Annotated in this window: 26 protein-coding genes and 1 pseudogene; 14 read left to right on the forward strand and 13 right to left on the reverse strand. The window is 58.3% G+C overall.

The genetic code is table 11. The annotated features are described in order from the left end of the window. From ACR0CA_RS04740 to ACR0CA_RS04750, 3 genes and pseudogenes are all read right to left on the reverse strand, one after another. Positions 1–103: pseudogene (locus ACR0CA_RS04740) on the reverse strand ((2Fe-2S)-binding protein); the annotation flags it as partial. Positions 104–212: 109 nt separating this feature from the next. Next, positions 213–1,214: a molybdopterin-binding protein gene (locus ACR0CA_RS04745; protein ID WP_480897589.1), complete on the reverse strand. Its 1,002-nt coding sequence runs from the start codon at positions 1,212–1,214 to the stop codon at positions 213–215. Next, positions 1,211–2,179, reverse strand: a complete 969-nt coding sequence (locus ACR0CA_RS04750) for an XdhC family protein (RefSeq protein WP_170353104.1) — start codon at positions 2,177–2,179, stop codon at positions 1,211–1,213. Before ACR0CA_RS04750 ends, ACR0CA_RS04745 begins: the two co-directional genes overlap by 4 nt. 224 nt (positions 2,180–2,403) lie before the next feature. Between ACR0CA_RS04750 and ACR0CA_RS04755 the strand changes: the two genes are divergently transcribed. Beyond that, positions 2,404–2,904 (forward strand): hypothetical protein, encoded by a 501-nt coding sequence (locus ACR0CA_RS04755; protein WP_170353103.1) that lies wholly within the window; start codon positions 2,404–2,406, stop codon positions 2,902–2,904. A 2-nt stretch (positions 2,905–2,906) separates the two neighbouring features. Here the strand turns inward: ACR0CA_RS04755 and ACR0CA_RS04760 are convergent, their stop codons facing one another. Continuing rightward, positions 2,907–4,163, reverse strand: coding sequence for a vWA domain-containing protein (locus ACR0CA_RS04760; RefSeq protein ID WP_480897590.1), 1,257 nt, complete (start codon positions 4,161–4,163; stop codon positions 2,907–2,909). Next, complete coding sequence (locus ACR0CA_RS04765) at positions 4,163–5,071, reverse strand: AAA family ATPase (RefSeq protein WP_480502907.1); 909 nt, start codon at positions 5,069–5,071, stop codon at positions 4,163–4,165. The genes ACR0CA_RS04760 and ACR0CA_RS04765 overlap by 1 nt, the downstream gene beginning before the upstream one ends. A gap of 152 nt (positions 5,072–5,223) precedes the next feature. Here ACR0CA_RS04765 and pyrC point away from each other — a divergent pair, with 152 nt between their 5' ends. Then, on the forward strand, positions 5,224–6,261 hold the full coding sequence (gene pyrC, locus ACR0CA_RS04770; RefSeq protein WP_480897591.1) for a dihydroorotase: 1,038 nt from the start codon (positions 5,224–5,226) through the stop codon (positions 6,259–6,261). Here pyrC and ACR0CA_RS04775 read toward each other — a convergent pair. Beyond that, complete coding sequence (locus ACR0CA_RS04775) at positions 6,258–7,553, reverse strand: MmgE/PrpD family protein (protein ID WP_480897592.1); 1,296 nt, start codon at positions 7,551–7,553, stop codon at positions 6,258–6,260. The genes pyrC and ACR0CA_RS04775 overlap by 4 nt on opposite strands. 38 nt (positions 7,554–7,591) lie before the next feature. After that, positions 7,592–8,038 carry a type II toxin-antitoxin system RatA family toxin gene (locus tag ACR0CA_RS04780; RefSeq protein ID WP_170769594.1) on the reverse strand — a complete coding sequence of 149 codons (447 nt, stop codon included), beginning with the start codon at positions 8,036–8,038 and terminating at the stop codon, positions 7,592–7,594. A 73-nt stretch (positions 8,039–8,111) separates the two neighbouring features. Between ACR0CA_RS04780 and hpt the strand changes: the two genes are divergently transcribed. After that, positions 8,112–8,654 carry a hypoxanthine phosphoribosyltransferase gene (hpt, locus tag ACR0CA_RS04785; RefSeq protein WP_170784648.1) on the forward strand — a complete coding sequence of 181 codons (543 nt, stop codon included), beginning with the start codon at positions 8,112–8,114 and terminating at the stop codon, positions 8,652–8,654. Positions 8,655–8,787: 133 nt separating this feature from the next. Then, positions 8,788–9,147 carry a hypothetical protein gene (locus ACR0CA_RS04790; protein WP_170769592.1) on the forward strand — a complete coding sequence of 120 codons (360 nt, stop codon included), beginning with the start codon at positions 8,788–8,790 and terminating at the stop codon, positions 9,145–9,147. Here ACR0CA_RS04790 and ACR0CA_RS04795 read toward each other — a convergent pair. Both ACR0CA_RS04795 and lipA read right to left on the reverse strand, forming a co-directional pair. Further along, entirely contained in the window at positions 9,128–10,294 is a 1,167-nt protein-coding gene (locus ACR0CA_RS04795) for an amidohydrolase (protein ID WP_480897593.1), read from the reverse strand. The genes ACR0CA_RS04790 and ACR0CA_RS04795 overlap by 20 nt on opposite strands. Continuing rightward, positions 10,291–11,241, reverse strand: a complete 951-nt coding sequence (lipA, locus tag ACR0CA_RS04800) for a lipoyl synthase (protein ID WP_170784644.1) — start codon at positions 11,239–11,241, stop codon at positions 10,291–10,293. The genes ACR0CA_RS04795 and lipA overlap by 4 nt, the downstream gene beginning before the upstream one ends. Before the next feature lie 261 nt (positions 11,242–11,502). Between lipA and ACR0CA_RS04805 the strand changes: the two genes are divergently transcribed. Further along, positions 11,503–12,051 (forward strand): redoxin family protein, encoded by a 549-nt coding sequence (locus ACR0CA_RS04805; RefSeq protein WP_480897594.1) that lies wholly within the window; start codon positions 11,503–11,505, stop codon positions 12,049–12,051. A 73-nt stretch (positions 12,052–12,124) separates the two neighbouring features. On the opposite strand, the gene ACR0CA_RS04810 is transcribed toward ACR0CA_RS04805, so the two are convergent. Next, entirely contained in the window at positions 12,125–13,048 is a 924-nt protein-coding gene (locus ACR0CA_RS04810; RefSeq protein WP_170784640.1) for a hydrogen peroxide-inducible genes activator, read from the reverse strand. Between the two features lie 49 nt (positions 13,049–13,097). Further along, positions 13,098–14,195, reverse strand: a complete 1,098-nt coding sequence (locus ACR0CA_RS04815) for a DUF6456 domain-containing protein (RefSeq protein ID WP_170788603.1) — start codon at positions 14,193–14,195, stop codon at positions 13,098–13,100. A 242-nt stretch (positions 14,196–14,437) separates the two neighbouring features. Here ACR0CA_RS04815 and ACR0CA_RS04820 point away from each other — a divergent pair, with 242 nt between their 5' ends. Beyond that, complete coding sequence (locus tag ACR0CA_RS04820; protein ID WP_170769586.1) at positions 14,438–14,737, forward strand: DUF6477 family protein; 300 nt, start codon at positions 14,438–14,440, stop codon at positions 14,735–14,737. On the opposite strand, the gene ACR0CA_RS04825 is transcribed toward ACR0CA_RS04820, so the two are convergent. Together ACR0CA_RS04825 and ACR0CA_RS04830 are read right to left on the reverse strand one after the other, a co-directional pair. Next, entirely contained in the window at positions 14,738–16,282 is a 1,545-nt protein-coding gene (locus tag ACR0CA_RS04825) for a trimethylamine methyltransferase family protein (protein ID WP_170769585.1), read from the reverse strand. Positions 16,283–16,411: 129 nt separating this feature from the next. Beyond that, positions 16,412–16,855 carry a GNAT family N-acetyltransferase gene (locus tag ACR0CA_RS04830; RefSeq protein ID WP_480897595.1) on the reverse strand — a complete coding sequence of 148 codons (444 nt, stop codon included), beginning with the start codon at positions 16,853–16,855 and terminating at the stop codon, positions 16,412–16,414. A gap of 82 nt (positions 16,856–16,937) precedes the next feature. Between ACR0CA_RS04830 and guaA the strand changes: the two genes are divergently transcribed. From guaA to ppk2, 8 genes are all read left to right on the forward strand, one after another. Further along, positions 16,938–18,497 carry a glutamine-hydrolyzing GMP synthase gene (gene guaA, locus ACR0CA_RS04835; protein ID WP_170784636.1) on the forward strand — a complete coding sequence of 520 codons (1,560 nt, stop codon included), beginning with the start codon at positions 16,938–16,940 and terminating at the stop codon, positions 18,495–18,497. 96 nt (positions 18,498–18,593) lie between these two features. Further along, entirely contained in the window at positions 18,594–19,499 is a 906-nt protein-coding gene (locus ACR0CA_RS04840) for a DMT family transporter (protein WP_480897596.1), read from the forward strand. A 124-nt stretch (positions 19,500–19,623) separates the two neighbouring features. After that, a complete protein-coding gene (locus tag ACR0CA_RS04845) occupies positions 19,624–20,772 on the forward strand; it encodes an OmpP1/FadL family transporter (protein WP_480897597.1) in 1,149 nt (382 codons plus the stop codon). Between the two features lie 98 nt (positions 20,773–20,870). After that, positions 20,871–21,767 carry a DMT family transporter gene (locus tag ACR0CA_RS04850; RefSeq protein WP_480897881.1) on the forward strand — a complete coding sequence of 299 codons (897 nt, stop codon included), beginning with the start codon at positions 20,871–20,873 and terminating at the stop codon, positions 21,765–21,767. Positions 21,768–21,816: 49 nt separating this feature from the next. After that, the gene (locus ACR0CA_RS04855; RefSeq protein WP_170769579.1) at positions 21,817–22,689 is read left to right on the forward strand and encodes an ATPase; all 873 of its coding nucleotides are present in this window, start codon (positions 21,817–21,819) and stop codon (positions 22,687–22,689) included. A gap of 39 nt (positions 22,690–22,728) precedes the next feature. Continuing rightward, positions 22,729–23,646 (forward strand): homoserine O-acetyltransferase MetA, encoded by a 918-nt coding sequence (gene metA, locus ACR0CA_RS04860; protein WP_170769578.1) that lies wholly within the window; start codon positions 22,729–22,731, stop codon positions 23,644–23,646. Further along, positions 23,636–24,589, forward strand: coding sequence for an alpha/beta fold hydrolase (locus ACR0CA_RS04865; RefSeq protein WP_237217149.1), 954 nt, complete (start codon positions 23,636–23,638; stop codon positions 24,587–24,589). The genes metA and ACR0CA_RS04865 overlap by 11 nt, the downstream gene beginning before the upstream one ends. A 49-nt stretch (positions 24,590–24,638) precedes the next feature. Beyond that, positions 24,639–25,508: a polyphosphate kinase 2 gene (ppk2, locus tag ACR0CA_RS04870; RefSeq protein ID WP_170769576.1), complete on the forward strand. Its 870-nt coding sequence runs from the start codon at positions 24,639–24,641 to the stop codon at positions 25,506–25,508. Positions 25,509–25,578 lie beyond the last annotated feature (70 nt).

Here is a 25,578-nt window from a genome sequence, read left to right on the forward strand (position 1 = left end):
CCGTCATCCCCAAATGATCACGCAAAAAGCCAGACAATAACGTCCGTCCCTCAACTTCACCGCTCACAGCTACGCCGTTCACAGTCATCGAGACCTGTGCCATGAAATCCTCCCGTTTCGTGTTGTTCCTCGGGTCGAGTTAAACACGCGGGTTTTCATTTGAGAACAAAAATCTGAGGCGGTTCAGAGGATTGTCGGGAAAGCTCACCGCATCACGGTTTCCGAGAAGAACGGGGCTGCGGGCGCGTCGGGATCTCTTTCAGCAACCCACCAACACCCATTCCGGCGATGTCGAGCCCCGTTGTTTCGATCCCGCAGGCCACGCGGGACAAAACCCAATCGGCCCCGTTCAGTGCAGATGAACGCGCGCAGCCCGGCAAGCCAATCACGGGCCGCTCGCTAAGCGTTCCGAGAAACAGAAGGTTGCCCGGATCGACCGGCATTCCGAACCGGTCCACCTGCCCTCCGGCGGCGCGTACCGCCTCGGGCGCCACGTCGTAAACGTCGGACGTGGCCGAGCCGGTCAGAATCATGACGATATCCCCCTCAGCGTCGGACACAGCCGAGGACAAAGGTTCTGCCTGATGCGGGACGATCCGAACGTCTGACAGTTCCATCCCCAGGGCTTCGACACGGCCGCGGATCGCTGCGATCCCCTTTTCGTTCGACGGGCCACCGGGAATATCAGTCACCACCAGACCCGCCGTTTTGTGAACCGGCGAGACCATACGGATGGATGCCTGTGCCAGACGTGCTGCGTGCATCACATCGCCTCCGGGCACGGCATAAGAGATAACCTTGATCGTAGCCACCATGCCGCCTTCGCCCATCTGCTGGTATTGCGGAACAGTCGCGACGGTGATCATCGGGTTGACGCGATTGAACGCTTCCAACGCCTCGACATCCAGCACGGCGACGCCCGGTCCATCCGACAGCAGATTCACGCGACCGGTAAAAGGTTGGGTCACGCGTAAACCCGCCTCGGTTGGGTTCGGAACTAGAGCGGCGGCCAGCATCCGGGCGGCCTCATCCTCGTGACAGTCACCGGGTTCCAGTTGCGCGACAGTGACGGAGCCAAGGCCAGCCTCGGTCAGGTCTTCGATGTGGTCTGCCGTCAGCGCGATGCCTTTACGCAGCTTACGATCACCGACCTTGATCGAGTGGGCAAGGATCGCGCCAGCGGCCTCGGCAATGGGGACAGGACCGAACTTCACGCTTTGCCCCGTAACACGGCGGTCATCTGTGCCAGTATGGCGACCGCAATTTCGGACGGATCGGCGGCCCCGATATCCAGACCAACCGGACCATGAATGCGGGCAATCTGATCTTCGGTGAACCCGGCCTCGGTCATACGAGCCACGCGTTTGGCATGGGTCCGGGTCGAGCCCAGAGCACCGATGTAAAACACCCCGGCGGCCAACGCTGATTCCAGCGCCGGGTCGTCCAGCTTGGGGTCGTGGGTCAACAACACCACAGCGGTGCGCGAATCCAGACCCAGCTTGGCAACAGCCTCATCCGGCCAATCGGTCAGTATGTTTTCACCCGGAAAACGGGCGCTGGACGCAAAAGCATCCCGTGGGTCGATAATCGCGGGGTCATACCCTGCAATCCGTGCCATCGGCACCAGCGCCTGCGCAATATGAACCGCACCCACGACAATCAGGCGCAAAGGTGGGTTGTGAACGGCCACAAAGGTCTTGCCGTCCTCTTCGAACCCCGAGCGATCCATACGCAGCCGGTCGGCATAAGCATTGCGACGCAGCGCGCGGTGGCCGGTCTCGACATTGACCTCATAGGCGAGTGGTACTCGCGCGGCACGCGCCTCGACCAGATCACGAAGCATGGGTTCGGGCAGAACGCTTCCGATGGGCTCGACCAACACCCGAATCGTCCCTCCACAGGCCAGACCAACAGCGAACGCATCTTCGTCGCTGACACCAAATTCCAACAGACGTGCTTCGCCTTCATCTATGGCCTCAAGCGCTTCGACGATCACAGCGCCTTCGACACAACCGCCCGAAACCGAGCCTTCGATCCGACCATCGCCGCCAATGACCAACTGCGCGCCCACACGGCGCGGGGCGCTTCCCCAAGTCTCAACCACGGTGGCGAGCGCGGCCTTTTTGCCATTGCTGAACCAGCGCAGCGCAGTTTCTGGGCTGTTGTCGAATCTGTCCATTGCGCCCTCCCATAGTGCTTTGACCCAACATAGGCAGGTTTGGCCAGATGAAAAGGAACCCCGACTTTAAGGTCAGACGCGGCAGTCAGGCTTCGGCGCGAATTGGCTGAGTTTTTACCATTTTCTGCAAAGCATTGATTGTCTGCAGAGCAGATTCTAGCCTACACATACATCTGCTGCATTCCAATATGCGCATATTTAATTTTCACAAGGGAGACAAAGAGTTGAAACGCATTTTTGCACTCGGAACAGCAATCGGACTTTTGGCATCCACGGCAGTCAGTGCAGATACATTCCTGCGCTATGGCGAGGTCGAGGGCTGGAAGGTATTCATTGATCAGGACAAGAAATCCTGCCTGATTGAGGCTATCGATGACTCCGAGAACGTGGTTCAGATGGGGCTAACCGAAGATCGCGGCGTTGGCTATGTGGGCGTCTTCACCAAAGAAAAAACCGACATCAAGCGCGGCGATACCGAGGCTGTGGCAATTCTTCTGGGCGACAATCTCTATATCGGTGAAGCCACCGGCATGAAGGGTAACATCACCAAGGGGTATTCGGGCGGTTACGTTCTGTCCAATGATCCCCAATTCGCTGAAGACATTGCCAAGCAAAAGGTGATGCTTGTCTTCCCCGAGAAGGAATTTGCCTTCACCGTGGATCTGACTGGCACCTACAAGGCCATGGAAATGGCCCGCAAGTGCAATGAAGAACAGCTGAGTTAACCCTAACTCGAAAGCGCGGTCATCAGCCGCGCTTTCTCACCCATGTCATCGGGTTTCGAGATGACCTCGGCCAGCTCCTCGAGCGAGGCAATCGAATGCCCGGCCCGAAAGCTGTCTACATGCGGCAACATCGCGGCCACGCCCTGCGCCTTAGGTGCAAACCCGTCCCAGCGCAGCAGTGGGTTCAGCCAGATCAGACGGCGGGCGGAAAGGTGCAGACGCTCCATCTCTTTTCCCAGCGCTTGCGGTTCGCCCCGGTCCAATCCGTCCGAGATTAGCAGAACCACCGCACCCTGCCCCATGACGCGCCGCGACCAGTCGCGGTTGAACGCGTGCAGGCATTCGCCGATGCGGGTGCCGCCCTCCCAATCCTGCGCTTCCGCCCCAGCGGCGGCCAAAGCGGCGTCCACATCGCGCTGATGCAGGTGGCGGGTAATATTGGTCAGCCGCGTCCCGAAAGTGAACGCGTGAACCTTGGCCCATCCAGCGCCTTTCGCGTTCGAGACCGAGTGCAGAAAATGCAGGATAATGCGGCTGTATTGGCTCATCGACCCCGAGATATCACACAGCACCACCAGATTGGGCCAGCGGATTCGGGGTTTCTGACGGGCGATTTCGTGCAACTCTCCGCCCTGGCGCATGGCGGCGCGCAAGGTGCGGGCGCGGTCGATCCTTTGCCCTACATGGCTGGCTTGACCGCGCCGGGATTCGATTGGTTTTACGGGTAGCGTCATACGGGCCAATATGCGCTTGGCTTGAGCGATCTCGGCGGTGCTCATCTGTTCAAAGTCCAGACTGCGCAAGCGTTCCTCGGTCGAGGCGGTTTGAGAAGCGTCGATCTCAAGCTCAGTTTCTTCGCCCGTGTCTTGCGTCTCTGGCTGATCGCGTTCGACACCGTCCAACAACGCCTCGGCCGCGCGCTTTTCGCCCGCGTCGGCCTTGCGGTCTTCCTGAACACCACGGATCGCGGGCAGCATCATGGCCATCATATGCTCCATATACCGCGGGTCGCGCCAATACATGCGAAAGACCTGCGCGAACACTGTGCGATGTTCGGGACGGTTCACGAAACAGGCGTGCAGGGTCCAGTAGAAATCCTGCTTTTCCGAGAACCCGGCAGCCTGCACCGCGCGGATGGCATCGACAACACGGCCCGTACCTACGGGCAATCCCGCCTTGCGCAGGGCCCGCGCGAAATGGGTGATGTTCTGCGCCAGTTTGGGGTTATCTGGGATATCTAGGGGAAGCTGCTCAGCCATCACACCGGTTCAAGCGTGGCTTTGGCTTCGTCCAGAATACGTTTTGCCTCAGAACCCTGCAGTTTCTGGATGTCGTCCTGGTATTTCAGGATCGCGCCCAGCGTGTCGCCGATCACTTCGGGGCTGAGGTTGATCACATCAAGTGCCAGCAGGCATTTGGCCCAATCTATCGTCTCGGCAACGCCGGGTTTCTTGAACAGGTCTTCGGTGCGCAGGTGCTGGACGAAGGCCACCACCTCGCGACTGAGCTCCTGTGCCGCTTCGGGTGCGCGGGCGTGAAGGATTTCGATCTCGCGCTCGAAATCGGGGTAGTCGACCCAATGATAGAGGCAGCGGCGCTTCAGGGCGTCATGCACCTCGCGCGTGCGGTTCGAGGTAACGATGACGATGGGCGGTTCCGGCGCTTTGACGGTGCCCAGTTCGGGGATTGTAACCTGAAAGTCGCTTAGCGCTTCGAGCAGGAACGCCTCGAAAGGCTCGTCCGTACGGTCCAATTCATCAATCAGCAGGACCGGCGCGCCGTGTTCGTCCGGGCGCATAGCTTGCAGCAGCGGGCGCTCGATCAGGTAGTCGTCCGAGAACAACTCGGATTGCAAGGCACCCCGGTCGGCGCCGCCTGAGGCTTCGGCTGTGCGGATTGCTACCATTTGCGCTGGGAAGTTCCATTCGTAAACGGCGGAGGACGCATCTAGCCCCTCATAACATTGTAGTCGGATCAGTCGGCGGTTCAGCCCGGCGGCCAGCGCCTTGGCGATCTCTGTCTTGCCGACACCGGCCTCTCCCTCCAAAAATAGCGGGCGGCCCAGTTTCAGCGACAGGAAGACAACCGTGGCCAAGGCCCGTCCGCAGACATAGCCCTGATCGCCCAGCATGGTCTGAACGGCGTCGATGGAATTTGGCTGTGTCATGGCGATCTCCCTCGGGGCACAAGAGGTCACGACGGCGCGCGCGCGTCAAGACCGGGGCTTTGCAAGGAGTTACGACGTTCGGGCATGTTGACAAGGGGCAGCCGTGCATTCGGGGCCTTTCACGGCTGCGCGCACTGTGCTAGCCGGGGGCCATGACCGATACCCTGACGATCCGCCGCCCCGACGACTGGCACCTGCATTTGCGCGATGGCGCGATGCTGGAAGCTGTCCTGCCCGAAACCGCGCGCCATTTCGCCCGCGCGATTATCATGCCAAACCTTGTACCGCCCGTGGTGCGCGGCGATCAGGCCGCCGCCTATCGTGACCGCATTCTGGCCGCCCTGCCCGATGGGATGGCGTTCGAGCCGCTGATGACTCTCTATCTGACCGAGGACACGGATGCCGAGGATGTCGCCGCCGCCCATGCCAGCGGGCTGATCAAGGCGTGCAAGCTGTATCCGGCAGGGGCCACGACCAATTCGGCCTCGGGCGTGCGGGATTTCGACAAGGTGCGCCCGGTACTGGAAAAGATGGCCGAGATCGGCCTGCCCATGTGTGTGCATGGCGAGGTTACGGATGCGGAGATCGACATTTTCGACCGTGAGGCTGTGTTTATCGAGCGCGTTCTGGATCCGATCCGCAAATCGACCCCCAGCCTGCGCGTGGTGATGGAGCATATCACGACCGCGAACGGCGTGGACTATGTCAAAGCCAATGGTACTGATCTGGGCGCGACGATCACGGCGCATCACCTGATCATCAACCGCAACCATATTCTGGTTGGCGGGATCAAGCCACATTACTACTGCCTGCCCGTCGCCAAGCGCGAGGAACACCGGCTAGCGCTGTTGGCCGCCGCGACCTCGGGCGATGCGCGGTTCTTCCTTGGTACTGACAGTGCACCGCATACGGATGCGAACAAGGAAATGGCCTGCGGCTGTGCCGGGTGCTTCACCGCGACGAACACGATGTCACTAGTGGCCGAGATGTTCGACCGTGAAGGGGCGTTGGACAAGCTGGAAGGGTTTACCTCGCTCAATGGCCCCGGTTTCTATGGCCTGCCGGTGAATGAGGACACGATCACACTGACCAAGGGCGAACCGGTCGTGTATCCCGAAAAGATCGACTCTGGTGACGGGCCTGTCACGGTGTTCGACCCAGGATTCCCGCTGCATTGGCGCGTGGTCTAATCCGCAAGCAATGCCGCCAGATCGCGAGCGCGGCCTCCGGTGCGCAGCATCGACCAGATCGAGTCCGCCTCGTCACCTCCGATCAGTTTGGCGGCCTTGCCGCGCACCCGATCTTCTCGCTCAGATAAGGGCATCGGGGTCAGAAGATCATGGCTGGCCTCTTTGCGCGCACCATCACGGCGCAGCAGGGTCAGGTGGGCTTGCGTCTCGGACAGCGTTTCATCCGCTTCGACCGTAACGCGATCACGCAGCGAGATCAGGCGCGGATCGGCGCAGGTTTTCTCGGAATAGCTGACGGGCAAGGCGGTGTCATATCCCAGCGCCTGCATCGCAATCACCGTCCGATATGAGAACTTTGCGCCCAGCCCAGTTGTCGGAGAAATCTGGTTGCACACGCTCATCCATCGCGGATGGGTCTTGACCGTGATCTCGGCCACTTCGGGTTCGGCGATGTCCAACGTGCGTGCGGCCTCCAGCGCTGCGTGCAGCCCGTGGCAGCAAGCGTGGAACTTGTGGCTGACGGATTCGAACAACCAATCCTCGCCCAACCGGTCCAGCGCGGTTTGCGTATCGTTTTGCCCCTGATGGGTTGCGCCGAACCCATAAGGGCCTTCCATAGCCTCGACATTTGGATCAAAACCTTTGGCGATCAGCAAAGCCGCCTCGACGCCAGCCGAGGCCGCAAGCCCCGCGTTATAGGGCTTACCCATAGTTCCAAACTGCGCTTTGAGCCCCGCCGCGCGGGTCGCCGACAGACCCAGAACTTTGCGCATCTGATCCACATCGAACCGCAGAATACGGCCCGCAGCCACGGCCGCCCCAAACGCGCCGGCTGTAGCCGTCTGATGAAACCCGGCCTGATAATGGTCGCGCCCCAACCACAGCCCCACGCGGATCGAGACCTCCATCCCCACCAAAGCGGCCTCAAGAACATCCACAAGAATGCGGTCGTCCCATTCACCAAGCGCAAGCGCCGCAGGTAGAATGGCCACCGACGGATGGCCGATATGGGCGAAATGTGTGTCGTCATAATCGAGCGCATGCGACACCGTCCCGTTAACCAGAGCCGCCCCGCGTAAGGGCGCGGCCCCACCGCCGAATAGATGGGCCTGCATGGTGCCGCCCTCATCAAGAACCAAGGCGCGCACGGTCTGCGAAACGGGTTCGTCTACCCCAGCCCGCCCCACCGCCAGCCAATCCAAAACGGACAAAGACGTCACCATGCGGGCTTGTCGCGACGTGGAAACGGGGCCAGCAGCAAACCTGGCCAAGGTATTGGTAAAATCACTCATGCGGCGCAGTCTAGCGTGCGCCGGGGTCGGGTAAAGCCTTAGCCGTACAAATCTGCGGCGCGGGCCTCGAAGGCTTTGACCACACGTTGCATGGCTTCGTTAAAGACGACGCCGATGATGCCCTGCAGGATGGCGTTCTTGAACTCGAAATCCACATGAAACGAGATGTTGCAGCCCCCTTCAGGCGCGTCCGCGAACTGCCAATCGGATTTCATGTATTTGAACGGCCCGTCCAGATACTCGGTGTCGATCCGGCGCTCCTCGGCGTGTAGTGTCACGCGGCTGCCGAACCGTTCGCGGAACACTTTGAAGGAAATCACCAGATCGGCTTCTAGCACCTGTGCCTCGCCCGCCGCATAAGTGCGCCTGATCCGGGCCGCCGCGCACCACGGCAAAAACTGCGGATACTTCGCCACATCCGCGACAAGGTCATACATCTGCTGAGCGGTATACGGCAGGTGACGTGTCTCGGAATGGGTCGGCATGGCGGTCCGCTATTTGCAGGTGACAATGGCGCGTCATGTCGTATGTTGCGCGCCAAAGATCAAGGGGGCAGTGATGACAGACCGCGCATATGTGATAGATGAGATGATCTCGGCCAAGGCCATCGCCGCCCGGATCGAGGAGTTGTGCCGCGAGATCACAGCCGAGTTTGGCGCAACCGACAAGCTGGTTGTCGTTGGTCTTTTGCGCGGCAGTTTTGTTTTTATCGCTGATCTGGTGCGCGAGTTGGACCTGCCTATCGAAGTGGATTTTCTCGAGGCGTCCTCTTATGGAGATTCCATGGAGAGCAGCCGTGAAGTACGTATTCTCAAGGACTTGCGCGGCGCAATTGAAGGACGCGATGTGTTGGTGGTTGAAGATATTGTCGATACCGGCCACACGCTGAACCACGTTACCAAACTGCTGCAAAGCCGCAAGCCTGCACGGCTGAAATCCATTGCGTTGCTGGACAAACCCAGCCGCCGCGAGGTCGATTTCCGCTCGGACTGGATCGGGTTTGAAATCCCTGATGAGTTTGTCGTGGGCTACGGCATCGATTACGCGCAACGCAATCGCAACCTGCCCTTTATTGGCAAGGTGCGATTTGTCAAAGACTGAGCGGCCCTCTGACCTATCCAGTTTGTGCAAGTAGCAGTGGTTAAGCTTCCTAAAAATTCTCCTATTTGAATATTATTGGACATTCCTCCCAGCAAGAGACTACCATTCGAGTACTTTGGGAGGTTTTTTACGTATGAAAACACTGTCTATTGGACTTATGGCGGCTTGCGCGGTAGCCGCAACAGTTGGAATTGCGGATGCAAAGGACAACAAGGGCAAAGGTAAAGGCCCCGACAAGTCGAAAATTGAAAAGTCGGTAAAAACAAATAAAGGCGTCGGTGTACCGCCCGGACAGATCAAGCGTTACACGCGAGGTCAGAAAATCCCTAATGACTTGGATTTTGACTATCTTGACGACCTCGATGGCTGGAAGTTGAAACCCCTGCCCGCCGGTCAGCGGTATATCCGCGTAGATGACGAAATCCTGTCGATATCCGATGACACAAAAACAGTTATTGATGCCGTTGGAATTGTCAGTGATCTCGTAAACTGAGGGCTGGGCCTACAAGAGATCGAATTACTGCACTGAAAACATCTACCCCTACAGGGATCAGCGCGTCCGGAAAATCATAGTCCGGGTTGTGCAGTTGCGGGTGCGCTTGTCCGGCACCCAGCCAAAACATCGCCGCCGCGGCGCTTTTGCCAAACTGGCCGAAATCCTCGGAAAACTTTTGAGGCTCATTCGTGAGAGTGCAAGGCACGCCCTCCGTAACACAAGCCTCGGCAACCGCAGCCACTGCTTGCGCATTGTTTGTGCAGGCCTCAAACACATCCTCATAAGTGATCTTGACCGCCAATCCCTGGGCTTCTGCTGTTTGGGTGACAAGATCTTCGGCTTCGGCGATCAAGCATTTCATACGGGTGTCAGACACGGTGCGCAGCGTCACCCACAGTTCGGCCGCTCCGGGGGCGACGCCGAATGTGGGTTCGCCCAGCCGCGCATGGGTCACGGTCGTCAGGGCGAAATCGGCATTCAATGCACCGCCCGTTCCTAGATCCGCAAGCTCCGGCATCAAAGACGCGAGCGCTCCAGCCGGCGAAATTCCATCCTGCGGTTCCGCCGCGTGAGAGGTCTTGCCACCAAGCATCACCCGCATCCCGCGTGACGCGCAGTTGGAGGGGCCCTCACACAGCAGCACCTCACCTAGCGCAAGGCCCGGCAGGTTGTGCAGCGAAAATACGAAGTCCGGCGCGATTGGCGCAAACTGAGGATCAGCTATATATGATACTGCCCCCTGCCCGGTCTCCTCGGCGGGTTGAAAGATCAACACCACACGGCCCTTTTGCGGAGGGGCCTGGGCCAGATGATCAGCTACGCCCAGCACCATGACCATATGGCCATCATGCCCGCACAGATGCCCTTTGCCGGGGATCTGCGAACAGTAAGGCAAATCCCCCAGTTCTTGAATCGGCAGACCATCCAACTCACACCGAATGGCGACGGTGGGTCCAGGTGCCGCGCCATCGAATACTGCGGCCACTCCATGACCGCCGATACCGGTCAGGACTTCGTCAGCGCCCAAATCGGTCAGCAGACCGGCCACACGCGCAGCTGTGTTATTCTCTTGCCCTGACAGTTCGGGAAACCGGTGCAGGTCATGGCGCAGAGCGGTTAGTCGCGCCAGCGTCTCGGGACTCACCCCTGATCCAACATTTTCTGCCGTGCGGCGCGCAGGCGGGCAAAGTCATCGCCCGCATGATAAGACGACCGGGTCAGCGGCGTGGCCGAAACCATCAGGAAACCTTTGCCATAGGCCGCTTTTTCGTACGACGCGAATTCCTCCGGCGTCACGAACCGATCCACCGCATGGTGTTTCGGCGTCGGTTGCAAGTACTGACCTATCGTCAGAAAGTCGATATCGGCGGCGCGCATATCATCCATCACCTGCCGCACTTCTTGTTCCTGCTCACCAAGCCCAACCATGATGCCGGATTTGGTAAAGATTGACGGATCGAGTTCCTTGACCCGCTGCAACAAGCGCAAAGAATGGAAATAGCGGGCACCGGGGCGCACCTCAGGGTAGAGACCCGGCACGGTTTCAAGATTGTGGTTAAACACATCCGGCTTCGCCTCGACCACAGCTTCCAGAACCGATGGCTCGCATTTCAGAAAGTCCGGGGTCAGAATCTCGATCGTCGTCTTGGGCGAGCGGTGCCGCACCGCACGAATGGTCTGGGCAAAGTGGTCTGCCCCACCGTCGGCCAGATCGTCGCGATCCACCGAGGTGATCACCACGTGGTTCAGCCCCAGCTTTTCAACCGCATGGGCCACACGGCCCGGTTCGAACACATCCAGCGCATCCGGTCGGCCAGTAGCGATGTTGCAGAAGGTACAACCTCGAGTACAAATTTCGCCCATGATCATCATGGTGGCGTGGCCTTGGCTCCAGCATTCACCAACATTGGGGCAACCTGCCTCTTCGCAGACGGTGACTAGGTTGTTGTCCCGCATGATCCGCCGTGTATCCGCATAACCTTTGCCGCCCGGCGCTTTGACCCGAATCCAGCTTGGTTTCTTGGGCTGAGCATTATCGGGCTTATGGGCCTTTTCAGGGTGACGTTGTTCGGGGATCTTCAGATCACGCACGGCTGGCTTTCCTGACTTTGGGTCAATTTGCTGTCGTCTAACATAGTCTGACGATCCGCACCATGCCACTGGGACATAACCGCCATGCGTTGGCGTTTTTGCGACGCAGCATTCAACAGTTGCGACACGTGATTGGGTGCGAACCACCGCACGATTTCAGCAGATTAGGCAAATTCGCACTTGCAGCAAAAGGCCGATTGAAGCGGGGTTGGAACTCTTTTAAAGAGCCGAAAAATCATCAATGAATCACAGGAGATGAATATGAAATCCGGTACCAAACTGCCTGAGGTCACGTTCCACACCCGCGTCCGCGATGACGCCGTCGAAGGCCCCAACCCCTTCCGTTGGGAAGACAAGACCACAGCAGATTACTTTGCAGGCAAACGGGTCATCCTGTTCTCGCTGCCCGGTGCGTTCACGCCCACATGCTCGACCTACCAACTGCCGGGGTTCGAAAACGGCTATGCCGATTTCATCGCCAAAGGGTTCGACGAGATCTACTGCATGTCGGTCAATGACAGCTTTGTCATGAACAAATGGGCCCAGGATCAGGGGCTGAAGAACGTCAAAGTCATCCCAGACGGCTCGGGCGAGTTTACCCGCAAGATGGGGATGCTGGTCGACAAGGACAATCTGGGGTTCGGAATGCGCTCGTGGCGCTATGCGGCCATCGTCAATGATGGCGTGGTCGACGCATGGTTCGAAGAGCCCGGCCTGATGGATAACTGCCCTGAAGACCCATATGGCGTATCCTCGCCGGAAACGCTGATGCAGCATCTGGAAGACTCAAAAGAACCTGCGCTGGCCTGAGCGTCCATCTTTCGAAGTCGGAACGACCCGCCCTTTTGGCGGGTCTTTTTTGTGTACGCGTGACCGACAGGATTTATATACGCGTAATCGACACGATGTCTTCGCCGACCACACGAATCACATCGGCCAGACTGTCAAACCAATCCTCGGCACGGGTAGACCTGCGCCGGACCAATCCCACAGTTCTAAAGGGCTGCGGTTTGCCGAACCGTTGTAGCTTTAACCCCGGCACCGCCCCGGTTTCGGCCTTCGCTGCCAGTTCCGGCATCAACGTCAAACCGAATCCTTCGGCTACAAGCCTTGACAGAGTCGCCAACGAAGACGCGCCCATATTGATCAACCCACTGCTGCGATCCTGCCCGCAGACCTCAAGCGCCTGATCCGTCAGGCAATGGCCATCATCCAGAAGCATTAACTGCGTGGTTTGCAAATCGACGGGGCGCAGCGCCTCGGGGTCCTGCCTCATGGTCTGCAAACGACCCGCGCTGCCTGCCAGCAAGAAGCGGTCTTCAAACAAGGGCAGTTCGAACAGCTCATTGCCGCCAGACGGCAGCGCCATGACGCCTGCGTCGATCTCTCCAGCGCGCAGCATGGCCAATAGACGGTCCGTGCGCGCCTCGCGAATCTGCACCCGTAGCGAGACATCTGAGGCGCGAAGTCCTGCCAGAACTCCCGGCAGGATATAGGGCGCGATGGTGGGAATAATCCCGATAGACAAAGACCTGTGCCCGCCTGAATGGTCGCGCGCGAACTGGTCAAGCCGGTCCGCTGCGCCCAGCACCTGCTGCGCATAGTCCAGAACGTCCCGCCCTAGCGGCGTCAGCAGAATATCGCGAGCCTGCCGTTCGAACAGCGGGCCGCCCAGCGTTTCCTCCAGCGCCTTGATCTGCACCGACAGGGCGGGTTGCGAGACGTTGCACATCTGCGCCGCCCGGCCAAAATTGCGCTGATCGGCCACGGCATTGAAATATTGAAGTTGTCTGAGCGTGAAATTCATAACCTTTGATTATCTCAACACCGCCCAACCGCAAGGGCAAATTATTACCCTAGCCGATCATTCGGTTCTTTTCCGCCTGATCCTCGTAGTGGCGCTTTAGGCGCTGAAGCGCGATCCGCAGGACGATTTTTCCTGACCTCGCCGACCAGCCCATACGCTTTTCGGCAAGTTCGAGTCCCTCAAGATAACAGCAACACCGCAGCGCTACGTCGCTTAGACCTGGCCCCAGATCGGACAAAGCGCATTCGACCCGATCCCGCGCATCGGAAGAACCGCGTCCATCTTTCATACCTGCACCAAAGCTGCCACGCCCACCCGCGGTCAGGAAATGATCCCAGTTCTGCGTCACTTGTGGGCCGATCTGGGCCAGTTCGAAATCTTCGCGTAACCGCTCTCCTGCTCGGACAAGGGTTTCATCCAGAAAGGGTTTCCCATCCCGGTCCCGGCGGCGCGCCAGGGCGATCAGTGGGCTCTCGGCCGCGCTATAGCGCATCCGACGGCGTCCTTCCGTTTTGGCCGCTCCGACCTGCGCCAGCGACGACGCCGTTTGAAACGGAGCCTGCGCCTCGGCCATTCCAAAGTCGTTGCGGCTGCGCGCTTTGTTCTCGGCCTCGGCGACCAACTGACTGAGCGCGGTGCGCCCAGACGATGAAATCCGATAGCGGGAAATGCGACCGGGATTGTCGCAGGTGATCCAATCCTTCAACGCCAGCGCCTGTGCCAACTTGCAGTCCACAACCGCCGTTCGGGTCGCGCTATTGTCGCCGCTGTCGCGCACCACAACCGCTTTATCCATTTCCTCGGCCACGGCCAGCACCGCCCCGGATTCGCATAACCGCCTAAGAACCCGCAGCGCCTCGCGCGAGAATTCTTCTTCGGCCGCAGCAACCCGATCTTCATGCCCGGCTGGGAACTTCTCGGAGGTGTCCGAGAAATGCGTCTCGGCCAAGGATTGCAGGGCAGCATCCACCAGCGGGTCATCGCGCCGCATTTCAACGCGGCGTATTTGCCGAAGTATGGTCGACGCATGGCACCCCGCGGACCGCGCAATGTCGCGGATCGACTGACCGGTCTCGGTATGCGCCAGATATCTCTGCGCCCCCTCAGGTACCCAGGCCGGAATGGTGAAAGCCACGTTATTTTCCATAGTTACTTGCCCTCGTCGACAATCCAATTCTGATTCCAATCGCCCCCGATGAATGTGTTAACCAATTCTAACTAGAGCCGCTTTCGTTACTCGTTCGTTAACCAACGGGGGTAAAAACCAGATTTGATTCAAAATCATAAACAGTCATGAAACCATCGCTCGGAGGGAAAGCAGTTAAAGCAACACCCGCTAAGGTTGTGTGACAAAGGCGGAGACTTTTACTCAGACAAAGGACCCCTTCCATGCAAGATCTGATGACCATGATTACCGCTTTACGCCGCCCTCGCCTGTTAGCACGGGCGGCAAAACACGGCGCGCAGGACTATGACCGGGATCGGCACTTGCAGCGCATTCTGGGCTACGGATCCCTGCCCGGAACAGGCGCGGCGCTGATCCGGCTGATGGATATGGAGAGAGAGGTCAACGCGCAGCGAGTTGCCGAAGATGCGGCCTATTCCTTGGTCCGTCATCTGGACCTGCTGATCGCGCTACTGGGCGAGGCGCAGCTGTACAAGGCCAGCCGCGCCGCGCAATATCAGTAATCAAGCAAAGGCGTCCGGCATGGAGGCCTTTTTCTTCTCGATATATTCATTCAGGGCCGCGTGGATCCCGGGGTCGAGCTGCGGCTGCTGGTAGTTGGCCAGCAGGTGCTCAACCCGCGACGACGCCAACTGGCGCGTATCGCGGCCACCTTCGTCTTCCCAAGTTTCGAACGGTTTGTAGTCCAGCAGATCAGACTTCCAGAACGCCTCCTTGAAGTTCGCCTGTGTGTGGGCACAGCCAAGGTAGTGACCGCCGGGGCCAACTTCCCGGATCGCATCCATTGCCTGTGCGTTATCGTCATAGGCAACGCCCTTGGCCAGACCGTGCAGTACGCCCAACTGGTCGGCATCCATGACGAACTTTTCAAAGTCGGCAACCAAACCGCCTTCTAGCCAGCCGCAGGAATGCAGCATGAAGTTCACACCGGCCATCAGGCCCATGTTCAACGAGTTGGCTGTCTCATACGCGGCCTGCGCATCAGGCAGTTTCGAGCCGCAGAATGACCCGGCCGAGCGGAACGGCAGTCCCAGACGACGGGCCAGCTGACCTGCGCCATAGGTGACCATCGACGCCTCAGGCGTACCAAAGGTCGGCGCGCCCGAGTTCATGTCGATCGACGACACGAAGGCACCAAAAATAGCCGGAGCACCGGGACGGATGATCTGGCTATAGGCAACACCAGCCATCACTTCGGCCAGCACCTGAGTCAGCGTCCCCGCAACCGAGACTGGAGCCATAGCGCCGCCCACGATGAAGGGCGAGATGATGCAGGCTTGATTATTCGCCGCGTATACTTCCAAAGAGCCCATCATCACATCGTCGAAAGTCATCGGCGAGTTGATGTTGGTCAGCGAGGTCATGACCGTGTTTTCCTGAACGAATTCTTTGCCGAACAGGATCTCGCACATCTCGATCGAATCCTGCGCGCGGCTGGGATCGGTGACCGAGCCCATGAACGGCTTGTCCGACAGGGTCATATGCGCCATCAGCATGTCCAGGTGACGCTTGTTCACCGGGATGTCCGTGGGTTCACAGACCGTACCGCCCGAGTGGTGCAGCCATTTGGACATGTAGGCCAATTTCACGAACTTGTTGAAATCATCCATGGTCGCATAGCGACGGCCACCCTGAGCGTCGCGCACGAACGGAGGGCCATAGACCGGGGCCAGAACCAGATTGCGACCGCCGATAACCACCGATTTCTCGGGGTTGCGGGCGTGCTGGGTGAATTCGCTAGGAGCGGTTTTGATCAGCTCACGCGCCAGACCACGCGGGATGCGGACCCGCTCACCGTCAACATCGGCACCGGCGTTCTTCCAACGCTCAAGCGCGGCGGGGTTGTCGACAAAGTTGACACCGACCTCGGCCAGAATTGTTTCGGCGTTGGTTTCGATGATCTGCAACGCTTCTTCGTTCAGAACTTCGAAGTTCGGAATGTTGCGTTCGATATACTTTGCTGTTTCGATACGTACCGCGGTGCGCTCGGCCCGGCGAGCGGCGCCACCGCCACCTCGTGCCCGACGCCGGGTGTTTGCCTCAGCCATGTGAAGATCCCGTCTGTTGGTTGGTTTGATTATTTTGGTACAGCAGCTAAAGCGGGAAAAGCATATGGATTACGGCGCTATCGGGGGAAAAGCGACATCTGCTTTGCGCCAACGCGGTGGACCCGGTTGCTATTCTGTCAGCGTTTTTTCCATCAGAACACTGTTTCCACTCACCTTTTGCTGCACCCAACCCAGATGAAGATACAGAGATACAGTCTGCTTCATAAAACGATGAGTTCGCAGCCTGAGTTTCTTCAACCCACTGACACGAGCGGTGGTTTCGGCGACACCTAGCAAGCGCTTTGCCAGCCCTTTACCCTGGGCGCTTGGTGAAACCGCAAGGTTATAGATCATCACCGCGCCATCAACCTGACCAAATACGATGAAGCCCATGACATCCCCGCCCTGCACCGCCACCCAGGCCGTTTGGTTTGCGATATCCTCGGCCACACCATCGGTCACATCCGGCAAATCCGGCAGGTCGCGCAAGGCCGTGGCATATGCGGCCGCGATGCATTCTGTAACCGCTTGTGTGTCATCCACGGTCGCCGGGCGCAGTTCGATTTCAGACATTTGCGACCTTTTCCGTTGCCATGCCTGCATTATTGCCGTCATAGCGCTTGCACATGCAAGGCTTGCGACCTAATAGCCAACCATGACCCAGGACACCCATGACCGCCTTCTGATCATCGACTTCGGCAGCCAGGTAACGCAGCTTATCGCGCGCCGCCTGCGCGAACTGAACGTCTATTGCGAAATCCACCCTTATCAGAACGTCACAATGGACTTCGTGCGTCAGATGGCGCCCAAGGCCGTGATTTTCTCAGGCGGGCCGGACAGCGTGACGCGCGAGGGTTCTCCGCGCGCGCCGCAAGAGATTTTCGACTATGGCGTACCGATTCTGGGCATCTGCTATGGTCAGCAGGTGATGATGCATCAACTTGGTGGCAAGGTCGAAAGCGGCCACGGCACTGCCGAGTTCGGACGTGCGTTCGTGACGCCTCAGAACCGTCTCGATATTCTCGAAGACTGGTTCGCCGAGGGTGACGAGCAGGTCTGGATGAGCCATGGCGACCACGTCAGCGAAATCGCACCAGGGTTCGAAGTTTTCGGCACCTCGCCTAACGCGCCTTTCGCGATCACTGCTGATGCAAGCCGTCACTTCTATGCGGTTCAGTTTCATCCCGAGGTGCATCACACGCCGAAAGGCGCGAAGCTGTACGAGAATTTCGTGAAGCTCGCCGGGTTCAAGGGCGACTGGACCATGGGCGCCTACCGCGAACAAATGATAGATAAAATCCGCGAACAGGTGGGCGACAAGAAGGTCATCTGCGGTCTGTCCGGCGGCGTCGACAGCTCGGTCGCGGCGATCCTGATTCATGAGGCGATCGGCGACCAGCTGACCTGTGTGTTCGTCGACCACGGGTTGCTGCGCAAGAACGAGGCCGAGGAAGTCGTCGGCATGTTCCGCGACAACTACAACATCCAACTCATCCACGCGGACGAAAGCGACCTGTTTCTCGGCGAACTCGAAGGCCAGTCCGACCCTGAGACCAAGCGCAAGATCATCGGCAAGCTGTTCATCGACGTGTTCCAGAAACACGCCGACACCATCGACGGGGCCGAGTTCCTGGCTCAGGGCACTTTGTACCCCGACGTCATTGAATCGGTGTCCTTTTCGGGCGGCCCCTCGGTCACGATCAAGTCGCACCATAATGTCGGCGGCCTGCCCGAGAAAATGGGCCTGAAACTGGTTGAACCCCTGCGCGAACTGTTCAAGGACGAGGTCCGTGCCTTGGGCCGTGAACTTGGCCTGCCCGCCAGCTTCATCGGCCGTCACCCCTTCCCCGGCCCCGGTCTAGCAATCCGTTGCCCCGGTGAAATCACCCGCGAAAAGTTGGAGATTCTGCGCGAGGCGGATGCCGTCTATATCGACCAGATTCGCAAACATGGTCTCTACGATGAGATCTGGCAGGCCTTCGTGGCCATCCTGCCCGTACGCACCGTGGGCGTGATGGGCGATGGGCGCACTTATGACTATGCCTGCGCCCTGCGCGCGGTGACTTCGGTCGATGGTATGACTGCCGACTATTACCCCTTCACCCATGAATTCCTAGGCGAGACCGCCACGCGGATTATCAACGAGGTCAAGGGCATCAACCGCTGTACTTATGACATCACCTCAAAGCCTCCGGGCACGATCGAATGGGAGTGATAAATTGCCGGGCATCTGCCCGGCTTTTTTGTTTCTGGTCGGTCGATTTGCCGTTACTTATCAAGACAACAAATTCCGGAACAGACAGGGCTTTTCATGGACAGTTCCAGACCGCAAATCGGCAAGGCCTCGCTCTGGATGCTGGGGGCGATTGCGTCGTTTTCCTCGATGGCCGTGGCCGGGCGCGAACTCAGCGTCACGCATGATACATTCGAGATCATGTTCTACCGCAGCATTGTGGGCATCTGCGTGGTAAGCCTTGTTCTCACAGTGACAGGCAAATGGCATCAGATTTCGGTGCATCGTCTGGGGCTGCACAGTCTGCGCAACGTGATGCACTTTACCGGACAGAACCTTTGGTTCTACGCGGTGTCGGTCGTGCCTCTGGCGCAGGTTTTTGCACTTGAGTTTACTCAGCCCATCTGGGTGATCCTGCTGTCACCCCTTCTATTGGGCGAGCGTTTGACCACTATACGCGTCCTGTCGGCGCTGATCGGGTTTGCCGGTATCCTGATCGTGGCACGCCCTGGCGCGGTGCCGTTAAGTGCAGGAGTGATCGCCGCAGCTCTCTCTGCCATCTTTTTCGCACTGACGACGATTTCAACGAAGAAACTCACTAAATTCGCCAGTATCGGCTGCATCATGTTCTGGCTGACGGTCATTCAAACCGGGCTGGGTTTTGCCGCATCAGTCGTTGACGGTCAGATGGTTCTGCCGACCTTATCGACCGCCCCGTTCTTATTGTTGGTGGGGTTCGCAGGGCTTCTGGCGCATTTCTGCATTACCAACGCACTGGCGATCGCGCCCGCTACAGTTGTTGTTCCTTTTGACTTCGCCAGGCTCCCCACAATTGCCATTGTGGGGGTGATTCTTTACCACGAACCGCTGGATCACTGGACGCTGCTAGGTGCCGTTGTGATCTTTTCAGGTATCTTTCTGAACGTTCGGGCAGAGAATCGTAACAGTTTGGCAACAGATTCCCCTAACACTCGTCACAAGTAACGCACGGTCACTAGTTGACGCTAAAATGACCCCTGAGTGAATATCGAGCATCCAAGCAACCACACTGCGCGCACTCACAAACGATCCCCGCGCAGATGTCAGGAGAGTATTAGGGAGGAATTCTATGAAAATGGCGCTTCTGCAGGCGTGCGCTTTGTGCGTTGGTGCGACCGGCGTTCACGCGGCGGGTCTGGACCGCAGCGGTCAGGGCATCAACTTGATCTTCGAAGAAGGCTCGGTAGTTCAGGCACGTCTTGGCTACGCTGACCCCGATATCAGTGGCTCACAGTTTGCACCCGGGCTGGGGGACGTCGACTCCGGAGACATCGCCGAGGACTTTTTCTCACCGGGATTGGGTTACAAACGGGCAATCAACGAAACATTGGATTTTGCCCTGATCTACGATCAACCTTTCGGTGCGGACGTTAGCTACCCTGCAAATTATCCCCTATCACTGAATCCAACAGTTCTTGCGGGTTTGGGCGGGCGAACCGACGTATTAAGAGCCGACGCAGATTTTGACGCTATCACTGCACTGCTGCGTTACAAGTTCAGCGGAGGCTTTAGTGCCATCGGCGGCGTCCGCGCTCAGCGCGTCGAAGCCAATGTCGCAGTTCCGGCTGTCCTAGGCTATGAAGTCGACTTCAGCGACGAAATTGACTTTGGCTACGTGGTCGGCGTGGCGTGGGAACGCCCTGAAATCGCGGCACGTGTGTCGCTGGTTTACAGTTCGAAAATCACCCACGATGTATCGTCTACTGAATCGTTCAACGCACTGGCTCCCGGCGCACCTTTGATAACCCAGGACACCGAAACCGAGATCGTCTCGCCTCAGTCTGTCAACTTGGACTTCCAGACCGGAGTTGCGCCCAAGACTCTGGTGTTCGGTTCGATTCGTTGGGTCGACTGGCCGCAGTCTGACGTTTCACCGCCGGTCTTTACCGGCCTACCGCCCAACAGCGATCCACTTGTAAGCTTCGCGGATGACACCTTCACCTACGCTCTGGGTGTCGGCTACCAGTTCTCCGAAGAATTCTCGGGCGCCCTGTCCTTCGGTTATGAGAAGGACACAGGCTCCGAAGTGTCGAACCTCGGCCCGACCAATGGCTTCTGGAGCGTTGGCGTAGGTGGCACCTACTCGATTGAGAAAGCTCAGATCTCGGGCGGCATTCGCTATACAGACATCGGCGACGCCACCACCACCACTGGTGGTGAATTCAGCGGCAACTCGGCTTGGAGTGCCGGTCTGCAGCTGACTTACGCGCTGGACTGATCCATTCAGTGATTACTTGAAAGGCCTTGCCTGATTGGTGGGGCCTTTTTCGCATCTTTCGGGTCGCCTTGGATCATCGCAGCGTGCGAAATACCGGCATGATGGATCAAAAACACCTTTCAGGCCGTGCATGGGCTGAACTTTTGCTGTTGGGCGTAATCTGGGGCGCGTCCTTCGTGTCGATTCGTATTGCATTGGATACGGTACCGGTCATGACCTCGGTGTTGCACCGGGTTTTCTGGGCGATGTTAGCTTTATGGCTGGTCGTTTGGATCAAGGGGTCGAAAATCCCGACAAACCGCCGCGTTTGGGGAGCCTTTCTGGTTATGGGCCTTTTGAACAATGCGATCCCGTTCTCTCTCATGGCGTGGGCTCAGTTGCATATCGAAACGGGGCTGACCTCGATTCTGAACGCAGCGACTGCAATTTTCGGCGTACTGGTCGCTGCGGTTTTCTTTCGGGACGAACGCTTGACGCTGACCCGCGCGGTTGGGGTTGGGTTGGGCTTTACCGGGGTGACGATCGCCATCGGTTGGCAGAATTTCATCACCTTCGACCTGCGCAATCTGGCGCAGTTGGCCATCGTCGCAGGCACCCTGTCCTATGCCCTCGCCGGAGCATGGGCTCGCGCGACCCTCGCCGATCTTTCGCCAATCGTTGCCGCTGCGGGGATGCTGACGGGATCAACGATGATGATATTGCCGCTCTCCCTAGTGACAGACGGGATGCCGTCATTTGCCCTGCCCGCCGAAACGTGGCTGGCAATCGCCTACTACGCACTCATCGCCACCGCCGGTGCATACCTGCTGTACTACCGCGTTCTCGCCATGGCGGGTGCCGGAAATCTGATGCTGGTTACGCTTGTCATTCCACCTGTGGCGATCCTTTTAGGCAGCCTTTTGCGGGATGAAGCCCTGCCGCCACAAGCCTATTTGGGCTTTGCGGTTCTGGCGGCCGGGCTCTTGACCCTTAACCGCTCGGCCAGACGTGATTGACGCCGCCGCTGCCCCGAATTAGCAAGGTTGGAAAAAGGGATAGCGGTCGATGATCTACAACTCGGCAAAAGACTGGCAGGGCGCGGCACGGAAGAAAGTGCTTTTCTTCGGCATGTCGGGGCTGGGCAAAACCTATGTGTCGAATGTGCTGCGGGATTCGGGCGACTGGTTCCACTACTCGATCGATTACCGCATTGGCACCCGCTATATGGGCGAATACATCACCGACAACGCCAAGGCCGAAGCGATGAAGGTCCCGTTCCTGCGTGATCTTCTTCTAACGGATTCGATCTATATCGGCTCGAATATCTCGTTCGAAAACCTGACCCCCGTCGCCGCCTATCTCGGCAAACCCGGCAACCCGGCATTGGGCGGATTGGAGCTGTCGGAATACCGCCGCAGGCAGGAACAGTTCCGCCTCGCCGAGATCCACGCCCTGCTGGACACCGAATACTTTATCGACCGCGCGCAGCGCCTTTACCAATATCCGCATTTTATCTGCGATACTGGCGGCTCTATCTGTGAATGGGTCGACCCAAATGATCCGCGCGATCAGGTTCTGTCGGAACTGTCGCGCCAGACCCTGATGATCTGGCTCAAGGGAGACGAAGACCACACTGCCGAGCTGATCCGCCGTTTCGACAAGGCCCCCAAACCGATGTCCTACCAGCCCGAATTCCTGACGCGGGTCTGGGAGGAGTATCTGATAGAACAAGGCTGCACTGCCGCCGAGGTCGACCCAGACGCCTTTGTCCGCTGGACCTATGCCCGCGCGTTAGCCCATCGCCAACCGCGCTATCAGGCCATGGCCGAAAACTGGGGCGTGGCAGTAACCGCAAACGACATGCACAATGTGCGTGACGCCGCGGATTTCGATGAGTTGATCGAACGCACCCTTGAGACCCGCGCCAACCGCGCTTAATTACCGCCTCTGTACTGAAACACCAAAGGCTTGCACCTGATGCCTATCAAGATCCCCGCTGACCTGCCCGCATTTGACGTACTCTCGCAAGAGGGCGTCATGGTCATGGCCGAGGATCAGGCTATGCGTCAGGACATCCGTCCATTGCGGATCGGGTTGCTGAATCTGATGCCCAAGAAGATTCAGACCGAAAACCAGTTCGCCCGCCTGATCGGCGCGACGCCGCTACAAATCGACCTTTCGCTGATCCGCATGACGGAACATCGCACAAAGAACACCGCAGCCGCCCACATGGCCGAGTTCTATCGCCCGTTCCAGGAGGTCAAGGACCAGAAGTTTGACGGGCTCATCATCACCGGCGCGCCGATCGAACATCTGGAATTCGATGACGTCACCTATTGGGAGGAGATCAGCGAGGTCTTCGACTGGACCCAGACCAACGTGCACTCGACCTTCGGCGTGTGCTGGGGTGGGATGGCGATGATCAATCACTTCCACGGCGTTCGCAAACATATGCTGGACGCGAAGGCATTCGGCTGTTTCCGACAACGCAATCTCGTGCCCTCTTCGCCGTTTTTGCGTGGGTTTTCGGACGAATGCGTGATCCCTGTCAGCCGCTGGACCGAGATGAAACAACCCGAGATCGACGGCGCCGCAGGCTTGACGACTCTTCTGGGCAGCGACGAAGTCGGCCCCTGTCTGGTTGAGGACCCCGAACATCGGGCAATCTATATATTCAATCATTTCGAATATGACAGCGACACGCTGAAACAAGAATATGATCGCGATATCGCCAATGGCACGCCAATCAATGTGCCGATGAATTATTACCCTGATGACGACCCGAGCCAGCCGCCGCAGAACAGATGGCGCAGCCATGCGCACCTGCTCTATGGCAACTGGATCAATCAGATTTACCAAACCACACCGTTCGAGATGGATCAAATTGGCCGTTAAAACGCTTGTCACTCTGGGTCTGCTTGTTGCCGGGCTGACCATAACTACCACCTGGCGTGCAGCGCAGAATGAGGCGCGATCCGAAGCTGCCTTTCCACCCGAAGGTCAGATTGTTGACGTAGACGGCGTTTCTGTCCACGCGGTTGTCATGGGTGAAGGGCCGGATGTGGTGTTGATCCATGGCTCCAGCGGGAACACGCGCGACATGACCTTTGCGTTGGCCCCAATCCTGGCCGAGCATTTTCGTGTCATCGTCTTTGATCGCCCTGGCCTGGGGTACAGCTCCAGCTTTAACCCCGATGGCGAAACTATTGTCGAGCAAGCGGAAATCTTGCAAGAAGCCGCCGCGCGCCTTGGGGCGGACAAGCCTATCGTCGCCGGACAAAGCTATGGCGGATCGGTGTCATTGGCCTGGGCTGTGACACGCCCCGAAAACATTTCGGCGCTAGTGTTGATCGCTCCGGCTGCCATTCCTTGGGAGACCCCATTAGACGGGTTCAACAGGATGGCAGCGACCCCAGCCGGAAACGCGCTGGCCCTTCCCCTGATCAGCGCCTTTATCCCCGAATGGTATGTCGAAAAGGCACTGGACCGTGTTTTCTCCCCACAAACTGCGCCCGAAGGTTATTCAGACCACTTCGGTCCCGGCCTGACCATCCGAAGCGCCTCGATGCATGCCAATGCAAAACAGCGCGCCAACCTGTTAGAAGAGGTTCGCGCACTGCAACCGCGCTATAAGGATATCGATGTTCCCACCGAGATCGTGCATGGCACCGCCGACACCACGGTCGGGTTGGGCTGGCATTCCCACCGGTTGATAGAACAGATCCCCGGCGCGGAACTGATCGAACTGCCGGGGATCGGCCATATGCCGCAGGTCGTCGCTGCACCCGAGGTGGCCGCTGCCATCGACCGCGCGGCCCAAAGGGCGGGTTTGCGTTAAGCCTTGCGCTAATCCATAGTAGGATATGGATTTTATCGAGAGGTAGCTAATGGCCCGATCCTCAAAAGGCTCCATTGAAAAATATTTTCGAAATGATGCGCCCAAAGACGTTCGCTCTGCGATCGAAAAGGCGGACAAGGACGATATTCTGAACTCCAGCTATCCTTACGAAGAACGGATGAAGCGTAAGGACTACGAAAAGCAGATGGAGGCATTGCAGATCGAACTGGTCAAGATGCAGTCTTGGGTCAAGGAAACCGAAAGCCGTATCGCAATCATCTTCGAAGGCCGAGATGCCGCAGGAAAAGGCGGCACAATCAAGCGCTTTCGCGAAAACCTTAATCCACGCGGGGCGCGCAATGTCGCGCTGAGCAAGCCTTCGGATCAAGAACGCAGCCAATGGTATTTCCAGCGTTACATCCCGCACCTGCCCTCGGCCGGTGAGATCGTGTTCTTCGACCGCAGCTGGTACAATCGCGGTGTGGTCGAGAACGTGTTCGGGTTTTGCGAACCGGAAGAGCGCGAGCGGTTCTTTCGCCAAGTCCTGCCGCTTGAAACCGGTTTGGTCAATGACGGAATCCAGCTTTTCAAATTTTGGCTGAATGTTGGTCGGGCCGAACAGCTTAATCGCTTTCTAGCGCGTGAAACCGACCCTCTGAAACAGTGGAAACTCAGCCCAATTGACGTTGCTGGGTTGAGTAAATGGGAGGAATATTCACAGTCCATAGCCGAGACGCTGACCCGCAGCCACTCGGATACCTGCCCGTGGACGATTGTCCGGTCCGACGACAAGAAACGCGCTCGACTAGCCGCAATCAGGACCGTGCTGCACGCAGTGGATTATGACGAAAAAGACGCGGATGCCATTGGCGCAAACGATCCGAAAATTTGCGGGGGCCCGGATATCTGGGATGCGTAGGCCGCGCCCGACGGATGATCGGTTGGACGTACCGACATCTCAGCATTATGTCATAAGATCAACGAGCCAA

This window comes from Ruegeria sp. F12 (assembly GCF_056533885.1).